This is a genomic window from Variovorax xiamenensis (assembly GCF_050916385.1).
GTDB lineage: Bacteria > Pseudomonadota > Gammaproteobacteria > Burkholderiales > Burkholderiaceae_C > Variovorax.
Map to the genome: position 1 here is coordinate 5,034,779 of NZ_CP139038.1, position 15,748 is coordinate 5,050,526.

Consider the following 15,748-nt stretch of genomic DNA (forward strand, 5'->3'; position numbering starts at 1 on the left):
TTCCCGAGAGCCGCCATGACCGACACCGCCGACCTTCGACCCGACAGGATGCTCAGCGTGCGCGAGGTGTTCGGCATCGACTCCGACCTGCGCGTGCCCGCCTTCGACGAGCGCGACGACCACGTGCCAGAGATCGATGCGGTCTACCGCTTCAACCCCGACGTGACGCTCGCCATCCTCGCGGGCTTCACGCGCGACCGGCGCGTGATGGTTCAGGGCCTGCACGGCACCGGCAAATCGACCCACATCGAGCAGGTAGCGGCGCGCCTGAACTGGCCCTGCGTGCGCCTGAACCTCGACGGCCACATCAGCCGGCTCGACCTCGTCGGCAAGGACGCGGTGGTGCTGCGCGAGGGCAAGCAGGTCACCGAGTTCCAGGAAGGCATCGTGCCCTGGGCTCTTCAGCGGCCGGTGGCGCTGATCTTCGACGAGTACGACGCGGGCCGGCCCGACGTGATGTTCGTCATCCAGCGCATCCTGGAGCGCGACGGCAAGTTCACGCTGATGGACCAGAACCGGGTGCTGCGCCCGCACCCCTTCTTCCGCCTGTTCGCCACGGCCAACACCGTGGGCCTGGGCAATCTCAACGGGCTGTACCACGGCGCGCAGCGGCTCAACCACGCGCAGATCGACCGCTGGAACATCGTGGCCTCGCTCGACTACCTGCCGGCCGCGGAGGAGATCGCCATCGTGCAGGCGCGCGTGCCTTCGCTGGCCGACGCGGCGGGCACGAAGCTGGTGGCGTCGATGGTTGCCGTGGCCGACCTCACGCGCAAGGGCTTCGCGGCGGGTGACCTCTCGACGCTGATGTCGCCGCGCACCGTCATCACCTGGGCCGAGAACGTCGAGATCTTCAGAGACCCGGCGCTGGCCTTCCGCCTTTCCTTCGTCAACAAGTGCGACGACGCGGAGCGCCCGCTGGTGGCGGAGTATTTCCAGCGCTGCTTCGACCGCGAACTGAAGGAGTCGCACCAGCTCTCGCCGGATTCGCGCGAATGAACGCAGGGCCCGCGAGCGCGATGCAGCGCCGCGTGCGGCAGGAAGAGCTCGTCGCGGAGCTCTGCGCGGGCGTGGTCCGCGCATTCAGCGGCGAGCGCGACCTGCACTTTCGCGGACGGCGGCTGCATCGTGGCCGCGCCGCGCTTCCGTGGTTCGCGCCGCACCTGCACCCATCGCCGGAGACCGACGACTTCGCGTCCTTTCGCGGCGTGGCCGACGGCCTCGCACTGCGGCTCACCGCATCGGACGCCGCGCTGCACGAAAGCCTGCGCCCCGAGGAGCCGGTCGAGCGCATGCTGTTCGAGATGCTCGAGCAGTTCCGCGTGGAAGCGCTCGCGCCCGAACTCATGGCCGGCATGCGGCACAACCTGCGGCACCGGCACGAGCAGTGGTCGCTGGCTTTCCATCACTCGGGCCTGACCGACACCGCGCGCGGCCTGCTGCTGTATGCCGTGGCGCAGATCTGCCGTGCGCGCGTCAGCGGCGAGCAGGTGGTGGAAGAAACCGAGGACATGCTCGAAGCCACGCGCTTCGCGCTCGCGCCGCTGATCGGGCACGCATTGGCCGGGCTGCGCAAGGACCGCGCCGACCAGGCTGCATACGCCGTGCACGCCCGCGCCATCGCGCGCACGGTGGCCGCGATGCTGCACGAGGCCGGCGAGGAAGACGGCGAAGACGCCCGCGATGCGCATGTGGACGACAAGCGCAGCGTGTTCAGCCTCGTGGCCGACATGGACCAGGAAATCGTCGAGCGCTTCACCACCGCCGAGTCGGGCCGCAGCGAGGTGCTCGAAGGCGCGGGAGGCGCATACCGCGTCTTCTTCGATGCCTACGACCGCGAGCACGATGCCGCCGCGCTCGCGCGCAAGGAAGTGCTCGCGGACCATCGCGAACGTCTGGACCGTCGCATCGCCGCGCAGGGCGTGAACATCGCCCGCCTCGCGCGCGAGCTGCGCGCCCTGCTCGCCGAGCCCGAGCGCGACGGCTGGGACGGCGCGCAGGAAGAAGGCCTGGTCGACGGCCGCCGTCTCGCGCAGCTCGTGGCCTCGCCCACCGAACGCCGGCTGTTCCGCACCGAGCGCATGGAGCCGATCGCCGACTGCGTCGTCACCTTCCTCATCGACTGCTCGGGCTCGATGAAGGAGCACGCCGAATCGGTCGCGATGATGGTCGACGTGTTCGCGCGCGCGCTCGAGCAGGCCGGCGTGGCCTGCGAGGTGCTGGGCTTCACCACCGGCGCGTGGAACGGCGGACGCCCGCAGCGCGAGTGGGTGCGCGCGGGCCGGCCGCCGCATCCGGGGCGGCTCAACGAGCGCTGCCACATCGTCTTCAAGGCCGCGGCCACGCCATGGCGCCGCGCGCGCCCCGCGATGGCGGCGCTGCTCAAGGCCGACCTTTTCCGCGAAGGCATCGACGGCGAGGCCGTCGACTGGGCCTGCATGCGGCTGCGCCAGCGTAGCGAGGCGCGCAAGCTGCTGCTGGCGATCTCCGACGGCTCGCCGATGGACAGCGCCACGCACCTGGCCAACGACGCGCACTACCTCGACCACCACCTGCGCGACGTGATCGCGCGCCAGGAGCAGCGCGGCGACATCGCCATCGCCGGCATCGGCGTAGGCCTCGACCTGAGCCCCTACTACAGCCGCAGCCACGTGCTCGACCTGACGACCTCCAGCGGCAACGCCATCTTTCGCGAAGTCACCGAACTCATGGCGGGGCGCCATCGGCGCTGAGCCGTCGAGCCGCTGAGGCCTTTGGAACTACATCCAAGTCCCCGATTGACAAAGGGGGCACCGGGTTCATACATTGCGTTTCAAATTCAAGAACGCTGTTCCAATATCTGGAACACGAATGAAAGCCGAAGCCTCATGGACTCCACGCTTGCCAAGGGTCTCGCCGCCATCGAATGGATGGTGCGCCAGCAGCGCGACTGCCGCGTCACCGACCTGGCCCAGGCCTTCGGCATGGCGCGCAGCAATGCGCACCGCACGCTGCAGACCCTGGTGGAGTGCGGCTGGGCCGTACAGGACCCGGACACGAGCACCTATCGGCCGAGCCTGAGGCTCTTCGAGCTGGGCGCCATGGTTTCCGAGGCATCGGACATCGGCTCGCTGCTGCGCCCTCATCTCGCGCGACTGGCGCAGGCCACGGGCGAGACCATCCACCTCGCGGTGCTCGATGGCGCCGAAATCGTCTACCTCGACAAGTTCGACAGCCCCCTGCCCGTGGCCGCCTATTCACGCATCGGCGGCCGCGCGGCCGCGTACTGCGTGGCCTCGGGCAAGGCGCTTCTCGCGGCGGCAGGCCTGGGCGTGCCGGCGCTGCAGGAGTGCCTCGGCACGCTGGAGGCACACACCAAGAACAGCATCACCGACTTCGACACTCTTTTCAACGAGCTGGAACGCTCCCGCGCCCGCGGCTACGCCGAGAACCGCGAGGAATGGCGCATCGGCGTCTGCGGCCTCGGCGTGCCGGTGCTCAACGCACGCGGCGAGGCCGTGGCAGCCGTCGGCATGAGCGTGCCCTCGATCCGCTTCGCGCGCACGCAGGCGCGCGGGCTGGCAGATCACCTGATGGCCTGCGCGCGCGATGCCAGCGTCACGCTGGGCTATCGCGTGGGCACCGCACCGGCCGGGCCGTCGCCGATGTCGATCACAAAGAGAAGGAGACTCGAATGAAGCTGTTCTTCGCTTCCTGGCTGCGCGCCGGGTTGCTGGCCGCCACCGCACTCACCGCCCTCGCATCGCCCTTCGCCGCGCAGGCGGACAACGGCAGCGACTACCCGACGAAGCCGATCCGCCTAATCGTGCCCTACCCGCCCGGCGGCGGCACCGACGTGATCGCGCGCATCGTGCAGGAGCGCTTCTCGACCCTGCTCGGTCAGCAGGTGCTCATCGACAACCGCGGCGGCGCGGCCGGCTCCATCGGCACCGAGCTCGTGGCCAAGTCGCCGCCCGACGGCTACACGGTGCTCTTCACGCTCTCGTCGCACACCATCAACCCCGCCATCTACGCCAAGCTGAGCTTCGACACCGCGAAGGACTTCGCGCCCGTGGGCATGGTCGCGTCGCTGCCGCAGATCCTGGTGGCCAACACGCAGTTTCCGGCGAACACGGTGGCCGAGCTGGTCGCGCTGGCCAAGGCCAAGCCTGACAGCATCTCCTTCGCCTCGGTGGGCAACGGCTCTCCCGGGCACCTCGCGGGCGAGCTGCTGAAGCTGCGCACCGGCACGCAGATGACGCACGTGCCGTACCGCGGCGGCGGCCCGGCCGTAACCGACGTGATGGGCGGACAGGTGCCGCTGCTGTGGGTGTCGATTCCGGCAGCCGCGCAGTTCGTGAAGGCCGGCAAGCTCAAGGCGCTCGCCGTTTCCACCACCAAGCGCAGCGCGGCCTTCCCCGACGTGCCGACGATGCAGGAGGCCGGCATTCCCGATTTCGACGTCGACTCCTGGTACGCCGTGTTCGTGCCTGCAAAGACGCCGAAGCCCGCGATCGACAAGCTCAACCGCGTGATCAATACCGTCATCAAGGAACCGGAAATCCGCGACAAGCTGCTCGCGCAAGGCAGCGAAGGCGTGGGCGGAACGCCCGAGCAACTGGGCAAGGTGGTGAGCACCGAACTCCCGCGCTGGCAGAAGCTCGCGAAAGAAGCCAGCATCAAGGTGGATTGAGCCACACAGGTCCCCATGGAACATACGAACACCCCCTCCTCCCCCATCGCCGAGCTGGTGGCGCGCGCGCGCGCCGCGCAGCGCATCTACGAGACCTGGTCGCAGGCGCAGGTCGACACCGCCGTGGTCGCGGCAGGCTGGGCCATCATCGAACCCGCGCGCAACCGCGAGCTGGCCGAGCTGGCCGTGAAGGACACCGGCGTAGGCAACGTCGAGGACAAGGTGCGCAAGAACCACCGCAAGACCTTCGGCCTGCTGCGCGACCTGCACGACGCGCGCTCGGTCGGCGTGATCGCCGAAGACCCCGCGCGCGGCATCGTCGAGATCGCGCGGCCCGTGGGCGTGGTGTGCGCCATCACGCCGTCTACCAACCCGGGGGCGACACCAGCCAACAAGATCATCAACGCGCTCAAGGGGCGCAACGCGGTCATCGTCGCGCCATCGCCCAAGGGCTGGTCGACGGCGGCGCGGCTCATCGAATTCATCCACCAGCAGTTCGACCGCATCGGCGCGCCGCGCGATCTTGTGCAGCTGCTGCCGGCACCGGTCAACAAGCAGTCGACCGCCGAGCTGATGCGCCTGTGCGACCTGGTGGTGGCCACCGGCTCGCAGGCCAACGTGCGCGCGGCGTACGCGAGCGGCACGCCGGCCTTCGGCGTGGGCGCGGGCAACGTGGCGGGCATCGTCGACGAGACGGCGGATGTAGAAGCCGCAGCCGATCGCATCTTGCGCTCGAAGACCTTCGACAACGCGACGAGCTGCTCGTCGGAGAACAGCCTCGTCATCGTCGACGCGGTGCGCGCGAAGATGCTCTCGGCGCTGAAGGACCGTGGCGCCGTCATGCTCGCCGACGCGCAGAAAGCCACGCTGCAGAAGCTGATGTGGCCCGAGGGCAAGCTCTCGGCTGCCGTCATCGGGCAGTCGGCGCGCGTCATCGCCGAGCGGGCGGCCGAGGTGGATGGCGCCAACCGGGCCGCGTGGCAGGCGATTGCCGAAGCCGACACGCGCATCCTCATGGTCGCCGAGGACGGCGTGGGCCACGACCATCCCTTCTCCGGCGAGAAGCTGAGCCCCGTGCTCGCGGTGTACGCGGCGCGCGACTTCGACGAAGCCGCCGCAACGGTGGCGCGCATCTATTCGTACGAAGGAGCAGGCCATTCGGTAGGCCTGCACAGCGCGATTCCCGAACGCGCGCTCACGCTGGGCCTCACGCTACCGGTGTCGCGCGTGATCGTCGACCAGGCGCACTGCATCGCCACCGGCGGCAGCTTCGACAACGGGCTGCCCTTCTCGCTGTCGATGGGCTGCGGCACCTGGGGCAAGAACAACTTCTCCGACAACATGAACTACCGCCACTACCTGAACATCACGCGCGTGTCGCGGCCGATTCCCGAGGTGGTGCCGAGCGAGGAAGACATCTTCGGCGCCTTCTTCGCCAGCCACGGCGCGAAGTGAACATGACGGCGGCCGCGACCACGGTGCACGCGCTGATCGAGCGCCAGGCACAGCAGCAGCCGCACGCGGTGTACGCGCGCGCCACGGAATCGGAACAGCACATCGCCTACGGCGAGCTCGCGCGCGGATGCCGCCGCGTGGCCTCGGTGCTGCGCGGCCACGGCATGGAGCCGGGCGACACGGTGTCCTTCGTCATGCCCAACGGCCTGCAGACGCTGCGCCTGCTGCTGGGCGCGATGCACGGTGGCTTTCGCGTGAACCCGGTCAACCTGCTGTCGCAGCCCGAGCAGATGCACTACGTGCTCTCTCATTCCGACTGCCGCATGGTCTGCGTCGCGCCTGAATGGGAAGCGCGCGTGCGCGGCATCGTCGACACCTTCGACCGGCCGGTGAAGCTGATCGTGGTCGACCCCGAAGGCGACGCGCTGCCCGGCGAGGAAGAAGCCGCCGAGGACGTGCCGCCGCCCTCGCCCGATGCCGTCGCGTTGCTGATGTACACCTCGGGCACCACCGGCAACCCCAAGGGCGTGATGCTCACGCAGCGCAACCTGGCAGCCAACGCGCACGCCATCAGCGCCGAGCACCAGTTGCGCCCGTCCGACCGCGTGCTGGCGGTGCTGCCGCTCTATCACATCAACGCTTTCACCGTGACCATGCTAGCGCCGCTGGCGCACGGCGGCAGCCTCGCGATGCCGCCGAAGTTCTCGGCCGGCCGCTTCTGGGAGCAGGCCACGCAGACGCAGTGCAGCTGGATCAACGTGGTGCCCACCATGATCTCGTACCTGCTCGAAGGCCCGAGGCCACCGCTCGCGCAGACGCTGTCGATCCGCTTCTGCCGCTCCGCGTCGGCCGCGCTGCCGCCAGAGCACCTGCGCGCCTTCGAACAGATGTTCGGCATCGGCATCGTCGAGACCATGGGCCTCACCGAGACGGCGGCGCCCTCGTTCTCCAACCCGATGGACCCGGCCGCGCGCAAGCTCGGCTCGGTGGGCCGCGCCTCGGGCTGCATGGCCGGCGTGGTGGATGCGAAGCTCGCGGCCGTGCCCGACGGCATCACCGGCGAGATCGTCATCCGCGGGCCCAACGTGATGCTCGGCTACTACAAGAACGAGGAAGCCACCCGCGCGAGCTTCACGCCCGACGGCTGGCTGCGCACCGGCGACCTCGGCCATCGCGACGAGGACGGCTTCTTCTTCGTCACCGGCCGCATCAAGGAACTCATCATCAAGGGCGGCGAGAACATCGCGCCGCGCGAGATCGACGAGGCCCTGCTGAAGCACCCCGCCGTGCTCGAGGCCGCCTCCGTGGGCGTGCCCGACCGCCACTACGGCCAGGAGATCGGCGTGTGCGTCGTGCTGCGCGAAGGCAGCGCCTGCACCGAGAACGAGTTGCGCGACTTCGCCGCCACCGTGCTCGGCCGCTACAAGGCCCCCGGCCACTACCGCTTCGTGCAGGACCTGCCGCGCGGCCCCTCCGGAAAGGTGCAGCGCCTGAAGCTGATGCCGCTCTTCGAGGCATGACGGCGGCCGAACTGCTGGTGCCGCCGCTGGCGCCGGCGACGCTGGCCTACAGCCTGTGCGTGGTGTTCGCGGCCGGCATCGTGCGCGGCTTCGCGGGCTTCGGCTTCTCGGCCATCACCGTGGCGGGCATGTCGCTGGTGGTGTCGCCCGCGCTGGTGGTGCCCGCGATCTTCATGCTGGAGATCCTCGCCAGCCTGAGCCAGCTGCGCGGCATCGCCCGCGACGTGGACATGCCTTGGCTCGGCTGGCTGATGCTCGGCAACCTCATCTGCATTCCCATCGGCGTGGCGCTGCTCGCGTGGCTGCCCGAGACGCCGCTGCGCCTCTTGATCGGCGTGCTGCTGATGGCCGCCGCCCTGCTGCTGCGCGGTGGCGCGCATGTCGCTCTGGAGCCCACGCGCGGTCTGCGGCTGGTTGCCGGGCTGGCTTCAGGCTTCATCAACGGCGTCGCGGCCATCGGCGGCATCGCGGTCGCAGTACTGCTGAGCACCGCGAAGATGGCGCCTGCCGCATTGCGCGCCACGCTGATCGCGCTGCTGCTCTTCAGCGACGTGGTGTCGCTCATCAGCGCCGCGCTGATGCCTTCGTCGGCGCATGCATCGGGCAACTTGCTGGGGCCGGACACGCTCAAGTGGGCGCTGTGGCTCGCGCCAGCGATGCTCGCGGGCATCTGGTGGGGACAGCGCTCGTTCAAGGGCGTGTCGCCGGAGCAGTTCAGGCGGCAGGTGCTGAATCTGCTGATTGCGCTGGCGACGGTGAGCGTGGTGCGGTCGGTCGTGGGGCTGGTCTGGTGAAACCGGTCCGCGATCAGGCCGGCAGGGCCAGTTGCCCTGCGTCATAGGCCTCGCAATAGAGCGCCCAATCCTTTTCGACCTGCGCGGCGCACTGATGCGCCGCGTCCAGCAAGTCCCCTCGCCACGACTTCACCGAAGCACCGAAGTCGATCAACGCATCCGCGATGGCCGAGCCCTGCCGGCCCGAGCTGCGAAGTTGCGCCCAGGCCATGAGCTGCCCCATCTCGTCGATCACGCCGCGGATGTCGTCGAGCCTGGTGCGGCGTACATCCAGCGTCACGCGGTCTTCGCTGGGCTGAAGGCCGCGCAGCACGTACGACGACTTGCGGCCCACGATGGGATGCAGGAAGGCCATCGACACGGCCTGCATGCGACGCTGCAGGCCGACCACGCGGTGCGCCTCCGAAGGCCACACGGGCTGCTTCGTCTTCTTCAGGTGCGGAGCGAGGGACGATGGCAGTGCCTGCTTCAGGTCGAGCAGGAAGTTGGCGTCAGGCGAGCCCTTGCCTTCGACGAGCACGATGTACCGCTCCACGCCGAGGCTGCCGGTGCCGGCGATGCGGCGCGCCACGTCGAGCACGTTGAAGAAGCCCGGGTTGGGCTGCGAAGCGGCGAAGGTGCCGATCAGCTTCGTGACGCGCTCGCGCTGCGCTTCGGTGGCCTGCAGCGCATGCTTGCCGTCGCAGCGGATGAGGCGCCTGCGTCCCTTGCGGTCGCTGCGCCGGTCGAGGAACGCGGGGCGGGTGCGCGCCTTGAGGGTGTCGAGCAGATCCCTGACGAGGCCGCCGGCCGTGTCGCGCTCCACCCAGCGGGCCTTGCCCAGCGAGAGCGCATTGGCGTAGGAGTCGAGAAAGGCCCCGCACAGCGCATCGGCGTCGTCGATCGTCTGGCACAGGCCGTCGCCGGCCACCAGGATGCTCGAAAGAAAGCGCACCAGCTCCCAGGTCACCGGTGCGAGCGCTGCCTCGTCGAAGTCGTTGAGATCGAAGTACACGAGCCGGTTGTCGCCCTTGTAGCTGCCGAAGTTCTCCAGGTGCGCGTCGCCGCACAGCCAGGCTGCCGGCGCCTTGGAGAACAACGCGCCGGCCGGCAGCCGGTCGTAGAACAGGTGGCATGTGCCGCGCAGGAAGACGAAGGGGCTGGAGCGCAGGTTGGCGTACTTCATCGCGAGGCGCTCGGGGTCGCGGCCGGCGTTGAAGTTGCGGATGGTCTTGACGACGTTGGCCATGGCGTTTTTCTTTCTTCCCGCTTTCGCTTTCTCTTGTGGGTGCCGGATTCTCTGGTCGCACACCCACTCGAAGCTGACGAAGCGCCCTGCAGCGGCGCGCGCCCAGGTCAGAGCAGCCCGGCCATACGCTGCGCCGCGGCCTTCAGCGCATCGATGCGCCCGAGCGCGTCGTCCATCGACATGCGCGCCGTCGGCGCATGCACCGCCAGCGCGGCGCGCACCGCGCCGGCCGCGTCGCGCACCGGCACTGCAACCGCCACCAGCCCGGCGATGAATTCCTCGTTGTCGCGCGAATAGCCCTGCTTCGCGATCGCCTCGCATTCGGTGCGCAGCGCGTCGGCCTTCGTGATGGTGTTCGGCGTCATGCGCTCCAGCGGCAGCCCGCCGATGAACGCATCGCGCTCCTTCGCCGGCATCTGCGCCAGAAAGAGCTTGCCGCTGGCGGTGCAATGCAGCGGCACGTGCGAGCCCACGTCGAGCGTGAGGCGCAGCGGCCACTGGGCTTCGACGCGGTCGAGATAGAGCACCTGCGCGCCGTCGAGCGTGGTGAGGTTGCAGGTCTCGCCCACCTGGCGCACCAGCGCCGACAGCACCTCGTGCCGCAGCCCGCGCACCACGCCGTGGTTCAGCGTGTCGAAGGCCAGCCGGCGCAGCGCGGGGCCGACGGTGAAGGAGCGCTCGTCCACGTCGCGCGCGAGAAAACCCGTGGCCAGCAACTGGGTGCAGATGCGATGCGCCGTGCCCTTGGGCAGGCCGAGCTGCGCGGCCAGCTCGGCGAGCGTGAGGGCTCGGCCTTCATTGGCGAGCAGCGCCAGCAGGCGCAGGCTGCGCTCGGCCGAGGAGCCGGAAGCGGATACGGACTCCGGCTCCTCCGGGGGAATCGCCGCGGCAGATGCGCGTGCATTACGTGACATGCAGATAAACCTTATGGGCGGAAAAACATTCCAGGAATCGCTGGCCGTGCAAGAAGCCAGGCGGGGCGATTGTTCCACCGTCGGGCCCCGGGGTATTCCGGAAGCGCCGGGCAGGACATGTATTCGTCGACACATGGCGCGCTCAAAAGATCGATAAAAGCTCGCTTCGTAAACAAAAAATACGTCATTTGTTATCAAGATCAGAAAAATAAGAAGCAAGGCTTAAGAAACAGTATTCGTGGCCGAAAAGAGAAATACGGAAACCGGCCGCGCCCCGGAACGCGGCGCTTCCGGCAATGCGCATTGCCCTTTCTTTTCCTTCTCCAAGGATTTGGACCCATGAAAACTCTTTCGACCCGGCAACTGCTCGCCGGGACCTTCACCATCCTCGTGCTGCTGGTGCTGCTCGTGAGCCTGCTGGCCCAGCGTTCGCTGAGCGCGGCGGACCATCGCTTCTCGGGATACATCGCCGGCATCGCACACCGTCAGGCGCTCGCAAGCGACGTCAGCGTCGCAGCCAGTCAGCGGGCCATCGGCGTGCGCGACATGGTGCTTCTGGGCCATGGGCCCGATCGCGAATCGGCCAAGGCGATGGCGGTCGGCAGCAACGAGCAGCTGGAATCCAGCCTGAAGGAGCTCAAGGAAGCGCTCGAAGCCGGAGACGACATCACGGATCGCGAGCGGGCCATCTTTGCCAGGATCGAAAAGATCGAAAAGCAGTACCTGCCCATCGCGCTGTCCATCGTCGAGCTGGCGGGTGCCGGAAAGCGTGACGAGGCCATCGAGAAGATGAACGTCGAGTGCAGGCCGCTGCTCGTGCAACTTCTCGCCGCTTCGAAGGAATACACGGATCACAACGAAGAGATATCCCGGGCGAGCGTCGAAGCGTCCGCGGCGGCGTATTCCAGGCAGCGGGCGCTGCTGCTCGGCCTGGGCATTCTTGCCGTGCTTGCCGCCGTAGCGCTGGGCGTCTTCATTGCGCACCGTCTTTTCTCGGCTCTTGGCGACGAACCGGCCAGGCTCAGCGTGGCTGCCCACAAGGTCGCCCAGGGCGATCTGGGCGAAATCGACGGCGCCCGCAAGGCACCCGAGGGCAGCGTGCTGGCCTCCATGGCCGTCATGCAGCGCCAGCTGGTGGGCCTCATCGGCCAGGTCCGCTCCTCCGCCGACAGCATCGCCGCCGCGAGCGCCGAGATCGCTCAAGGCAACAACGACCTTTCCCGCCGAACGGAGTCGCAGGCGTCTTCGCTCGAAGAAACCGCGGCTTCCATGGAAGAACTCAATTCCACCGTCAGGCGCAACGCCGACAACGCGACCGAAGCGAACAGGCTCGCCGACAGCGCGAGCACCGTGGCCATGCGCGGCGGCGAGGTCGTGGTGCAGGTGGTGGAGACGATGAAGAGCATCAACGACAGCAGCAGGAGGATCGCCGACATCATCGGCGTGATCGACGGCATCGCCTTCCAGACCAACATCCTGGCGCTGAACGCGGCCGTGGAGGCTGCGCGCGCGGGCGAGCGGGGGCGAGGCTTCGCGGTGGTTGCATCCGAAGTGCGCAATCTCGCAATCCGGTCGGCCGACGCCGCCAAGGAGATCAAGGCACTGATCAGCGCGAGCGTCGATCGCGTCGAGACCGGCTCGGCCCTGGTGGATCGCGCCGGGGCAACCATGTCGGAAGTCGTCGAATCCATCAGGCGGGTCGCGGACATCGTCGGCGAGATCAGCACGGCCAGCTCCGAGCAGAGCCTCGGCGTCGCGCAGGTCAGCGAGGCCGTGATGCAGCTGGACCAGGCGACGCAACAGAACGCCGCGCTGGTCCAGGAAAGCGCGGCCGCCGCCGCAAGCATGAAGTTCCAGGCCGACCAGCTGGTGCAGGCTGTTTCGGTCTTCCGGATCACGGCCGGACGTCCCGACCTGGCACTCGTGGAGCGATCAGCACCGGCACTCCAGATCCCGGCAGAACGCGCCGTGGCCCAGGAGCCGGGAACGGCCAGATAGGAAGGAGGCATTCGGGTAAAACCTTAAAAATGGAACATTGCGTTCCGAAAATCAATGTCCTAGGATTCACCCAGGCGAAGCGATCGCTTCATCGGCCCGTGCCCACAGGGCCTTCCAGAACTTCCCGGGACCACCTTGCATGCCTGAAGAAGAGTTCGACTACATCGTCGTCGGCGCAGGCTCCGCCGGCTGCGTGCTCGCCGGCCGGCTCAGCGAAGATCCGGCCACCCGCGTGCTGCTGCTGGAGGCCGGGCCGGCGGACCGGTCGCTGTGGATTCACCTGCCCATCGGCTACGGCAAGACGATGTGGAGCCCCACCTACAACTGGCGCTTCGAAACCGACCCCGACCCGAACATGAACGGCAGGCGCATCTACTGGCCGCGCGGCAAGACGCTGGGCGGATCGAGCTCGATCAACGGCCTGATCTATATCCGCGGCCAGCGCGAGGACTACGACCACTGGGCCGCGCTCGGCAACGCCGGCTGGAGCTACGACGAAGTGCTGCCCTACTTCATCCGCTCCGAGGGCAACCAGCGCGGCGGCGACGCCTTCCACGGCGGCGAAGGGCCGCTGAAGGTCTCAGACATCGCGGCGAAGCACGAGCTGATCGAGGCCTTCATCGACGGTGCCGCGCAGACCGGCGTGCCGCGCACGAACGACTTCAACGGCGCCGCGCAGGAAGGCGCCGGCTACTACCAGCTCACCACGCACAAGGGCTGGCGCTGCAGCACGGCCAAGGCCTACCTGACGCCGGCGGTGAAGCGCCGCCCCAACCTGCGCATCGAGACCGAGGCGATGGCCGAGCGGCTGGTGTTCGACGGCCGGCGCGCCACGGGCATCACCTATCGCCAGGGCGGCGAGCTGAAGACCGCGCGCTGCCGCGCCGAGGTGCTGCTGTCGGCCGGGTCGCTTCAATCGCCGCAGCTGCTTCAGCTCTCGGGCATCGGCCCGCGCGCGCTGCTCGAGCGCTTCGGCATCGCGCCGGTGCACGAGCTGCCCGGCGTTGGCGAGAACCTGCAGGACCACCTGCAGATCCGCCTGGGCTACGAGTGCACCAAGCCCATCACCACCAACGACCAGCTCAACTCCTGGTTCGGACAGATGGGCATGGGCCTCGAATGGCTGCTGCACCGCACCGGCCCGCTGGCGGTGGGCATCAACCAGGGCGGCTGCTTCATGCGCGCGCTGAAGGACGAAAGCGGCCGGCCGGTGGCGGCCACGCCCGACATCCAGTTCCACGTCGCCACGCTCTCGGCCGACATGGCGGGCGGCAAGGTGCATCCGTACTCGGGCTTCACGATGTCGGTGTGCCAGCTGCGGCCCGAGTCGCGCGGGCACGTGCGCATCCGCTCGCTCGACGCGGGCGAGCCGCCGGAGATGCAGCCCAACTACCTTTCCACCGAACTCGACCGCGCGACCACCGTGGCCGGCGTGAAGGCCGCGCGCGCGATCGCGGAATCGCCCGCCATGCGCCCCTACGTGAAGCGCGAGGTCAAGCCCGGCCGCGATGCCGCGAGCGACGCCGACCTGCTGGAGTTCTGCCGCAACAACGGCGCCACCATCTTCCACCCCACCGGCACCTGCCGCATGGGCAGCGACGCCCTCGCCGTGGTCGATGCGCGCCTGCGCGTGCACGGCGTGGCCGGGCTGCGCGTGATCGACTGCTCGGCGATGCCGACGCTGGTGTCGGGCAACACCAACGCACCCGCCGTGATGATGGCCGAGAAGGCCGTCGACCTGATCAGAGAGGACGCGAGAGCGGCAGCGGCCGCGCACTGAGTTCCCGTTTCGAACCCCACGGTCCGCAGAGACCGCCACGACAACCTCATCGGAGACAGACATGAGCGCAAGCGACGAGAAAGCGATTCGCAGGGTGGTGGTTTCGGCCCTGGTGGGCGCCACCATCGAGTGGTACGACTTCTTCCTGTACGGCGTGGTGGCCGGCATCGTGTTCAACAAGCTCTACTTCCCGGGCAGCGACCCGGTGGTGTCGACCTTGCTGGCCTACACGACCTTCGCGGTGGGCTTCGTCACGCGGCCGCTGGGCGGCGTGATCTTCGGCCACTTCGGCGACAAGATCGGGCGCAAGAGCATGCTCATCATCACGCTGATGATCATGGGCGTGGCCACCTTCCTCATCGGCCTGGTGCCCACCTACGCGCAGATCGGCATCGCCGCGCCGCTGCTGCTCTTGCTGCTGCGGGTGGCGCAGGGCATCGGGCTGGGCGGCGAATGGGGCGGCGCGGTGCTCATGGCGTATGAATACGCGCCGAAGGAAAAGCGCGGCTTCTATGCCTCGCTGCCGCAGATCGGGCTGGCCATCGGGCTGTGCATGGCCTCGGGCGTGGTGGCGCTGCTGTCGTGGCTGCTCACCGACGAGCAGTTCCTCTCGTGGGGCTGGCGCATCGCCTTCCTGATCTCGGGCGCGATGGTGATGGTGGGCATGTACATCCGCCTGCACGTGAAGGAAACGCCGGAGTTCGCGGCGGTGAAGGCGCGCAACGCCGAGCTGCGCATTCCCTTCATGGACATGCTGCGGCGCTACCCCGGCAACGTGCTCAAGGGCATGGGCGCGCGCTACATCGACGGCGTGTTCTTCAACATCTTCGGCGTGTTCTCCATCAACTACCTCACGACCACCATCAAGATCAATCGCACCGAGGCGCTGCTGGGCGTGATGGCCGCGGCGGTGGTGATGTGCTTCGCCATTCCCTTCTTCGGGCGCATGTCCGACCGGCTGGGTCGGCCGCGCGTGTACATGTGGGGCTCGCTCATCACGGCCGTGTCGGCGTTTCCGGGCTTCTGGCTGATGACGCACAGCGGCGGCAACGTGCTGCTCGTCTGGCTGTCGATCATCGTGCCCTTCGGCATCCTCTACGCCTCGGTGTACGGGCCGGAGGCCGCCCTCTTCTGCGACCTGTTCGACGCGAAGGTGCGCTACACGGGCATCAGCTTCGTCTACCAGTTCTCGGGCATCTTCGCCTCGGGCATCACGCCGATCATCGCGACCGCGCTGCTCAAGTCGGGCGGCGGCGAGCCGTGGCAGATCTGCCTGTACGTGCTGTTCGCGGGCGTGGTGTCGGCGGTGTGCGCGTGGATGATCGGGCGCAGCGCCTCGCCCGCGGATTCGCCGGTGGCGGTGGCGTCGCGCTGAAGGCTCTCCCGA

Annotated in this window: 12 protein-coding genes; 10 read left to right on the forward strand and 2 right to left on the reverse strand. The window is 68.3% G+C overall.

The window, feature by feature from the left end; translation table 11 throughout:
- The first annotated feature begins 15 nt into the window (after positions 1–15).
- The 7 genes from SFB74_RS22970 (at position 16) to SFB74_RS23000 (ending at position 8,441) form a co-directional block, all read left to right on the forward strand.
- Positions 16–999, forward strand: a complete 984-nt coding sequence (locus SFB74_RS22970) for an AAA family ATPase (protein ID WP_432726591.1) — start codon at positions 16–18, stop codon at positions 997–999.
- Positions 996–2,732, forward strand: a complete 1,737-nt coding sequence (locus SFB74_RS22975) for a cobaltochelatase CobT-related protein (RefSeq protein ID WP_432726592.1) — start codon at positions 996–998, stop codon at positions 2,730–2,732. The genes SFB74_RS22970 and SFB74_RS22975 overlap by 4 nt, the downstream gene beginning before the upstream one ends.
- Positions 2,733–2,867: 135 nt before the next feature.
- Positions 2,868–3,677: an IclR family transcriptional regulator gene (locus SFB74_RS22980; protein WP_432726593.1), complete on the forward strand. Its 810-nt coding sequence runs from the start codon at positions 2,868–2,870 to the stop codon at positions 3,675–3,677.
- Positions 3,674–4,672, forward strand: coding sequence for a tripartite tricarboxylate transporter substrate binding protein (locus tag SFB74_RS22985; RefSeq protein ID WP_432726595.1), 999 nt, complete (start codon positions 3,674–3,676; stop codon positions 4,670–4,672). Before SFB74_RS22980 ends, SFB74_RS22985 begins: the two co-directional genes overlap by 4 nt.
- Before the next feature lie 15 nt (positions 4,673–4,687).
- Positions 4,688–6,127, forward strand: a complete 1,440-nt coding sequence (gene sauS / locus SFB74_RS22990; RefSeq protein ID WP_432726596.1) for an acylating sulfoacetaldehyde dehydrogenase — start codon at positions 4,688–4,690, stop codon at positions 6,125–6,127.
- Between the two features lie 2 nt (positions 6,128–6,129).
- Complete coding sequence (locus tag SFB74_RS22995; protein ID WP_432726598.1) at positions 6,130–7,647, forward strand: AMP-binding protein; 1,518 nt, start codon at positions 6,130–6,132, stop codon at positions 7,645–7,647.
- Positions 7,644–8,441 carry a sulfite exporter TauE/SafE family protein gene (locus SFB74_RS23000; RefSeq protein ID WP_432726599.1) on the forward strand — a complete coding sequence of 266 codons (798 nt, stop codon included), beginning with the start codon at positions 7,644–7,646 and terminating at the stop codon, positions 8,439–8,441. The genes SFB74_RS22995 and SFB74_RS23000 overlap by 4 nt, the downstream gene beginning before the upstream one ends.
- A 13-nt stretch (positions 8,442–8,454) precedes the next feature.
- Here the strand turns inward: SFB74_RS23000 and SFB74_RS23005 are convergent, their stop codons facing one another.
- On the reverse strand, positions 8,455–9,669 hold the full coding sequence (locus SFB74_RS23005) for a DUF2252 domain-containing protein (RefSeq protein ID WP_432726600.1): 1,215 nt from the start codon (positions 9,667–9,669) through the stop codon (positions 8,455–8,457).
- A gap of 107 nt (positions 9,670–9,776) precedes the next feature.
- Positions 9,777–10,583, reverse strand: coding sequence for an IclR family transcriptional regulator (locus SFB74_RS23010; RefSeq protein ID WP_432726602.1), 807 nt, complete (start codon positions 10,581–10,583; stop codon positions 9,777–9,779).
- Between the two features lie 117 nt (positions 10,584–10,700).
- Between SFB74_RS23010 and SFB74_RS23015 the strand changes: the two genes are divergently transcribed.
- From SFB74_RS23015 to SFB74_RS23025, 3 genes are all read left to right on the forward strand, one after another.
- The gene (locus tag SFB74_RS23015; protein WP_432726603.1) at positions 10,701–12,581 is read left to right on the forward strand and encodes a methyl-accepting chemotaxis protein; all 1,881 of its coding nucleotides are present in this window, start codon (positions 10,701–10,703) and stop codon (positions 12,579–12,581) included.
- A 139-nt stretch (positions 12,582–12,720) separates the two neighbouring features.
- Positions 12,721–14,361, forward strand: a complete 1,641-nt coding sequence (locus SFB74_RS23020; protein ID WP_432726604.1) for a GMC family oxidoreductase — start codon at positions 12,721–12,723, stop codon at positions 14,359–14,361.
- A gap of 61 nt (positions 14,362–14,422) precedes the next feature.
- Entirely contained in the window at positions 14,423–15,736 is a 1,314-nt protein-coding gene (locus SFB74_RS23025; RefSeq protein ID WP_432726605.1) for an MFS transporter, read from the forward strand.
- The last annotated feature ends 12 nt before the right edge of the window (positions 15,737–15,748 follow it).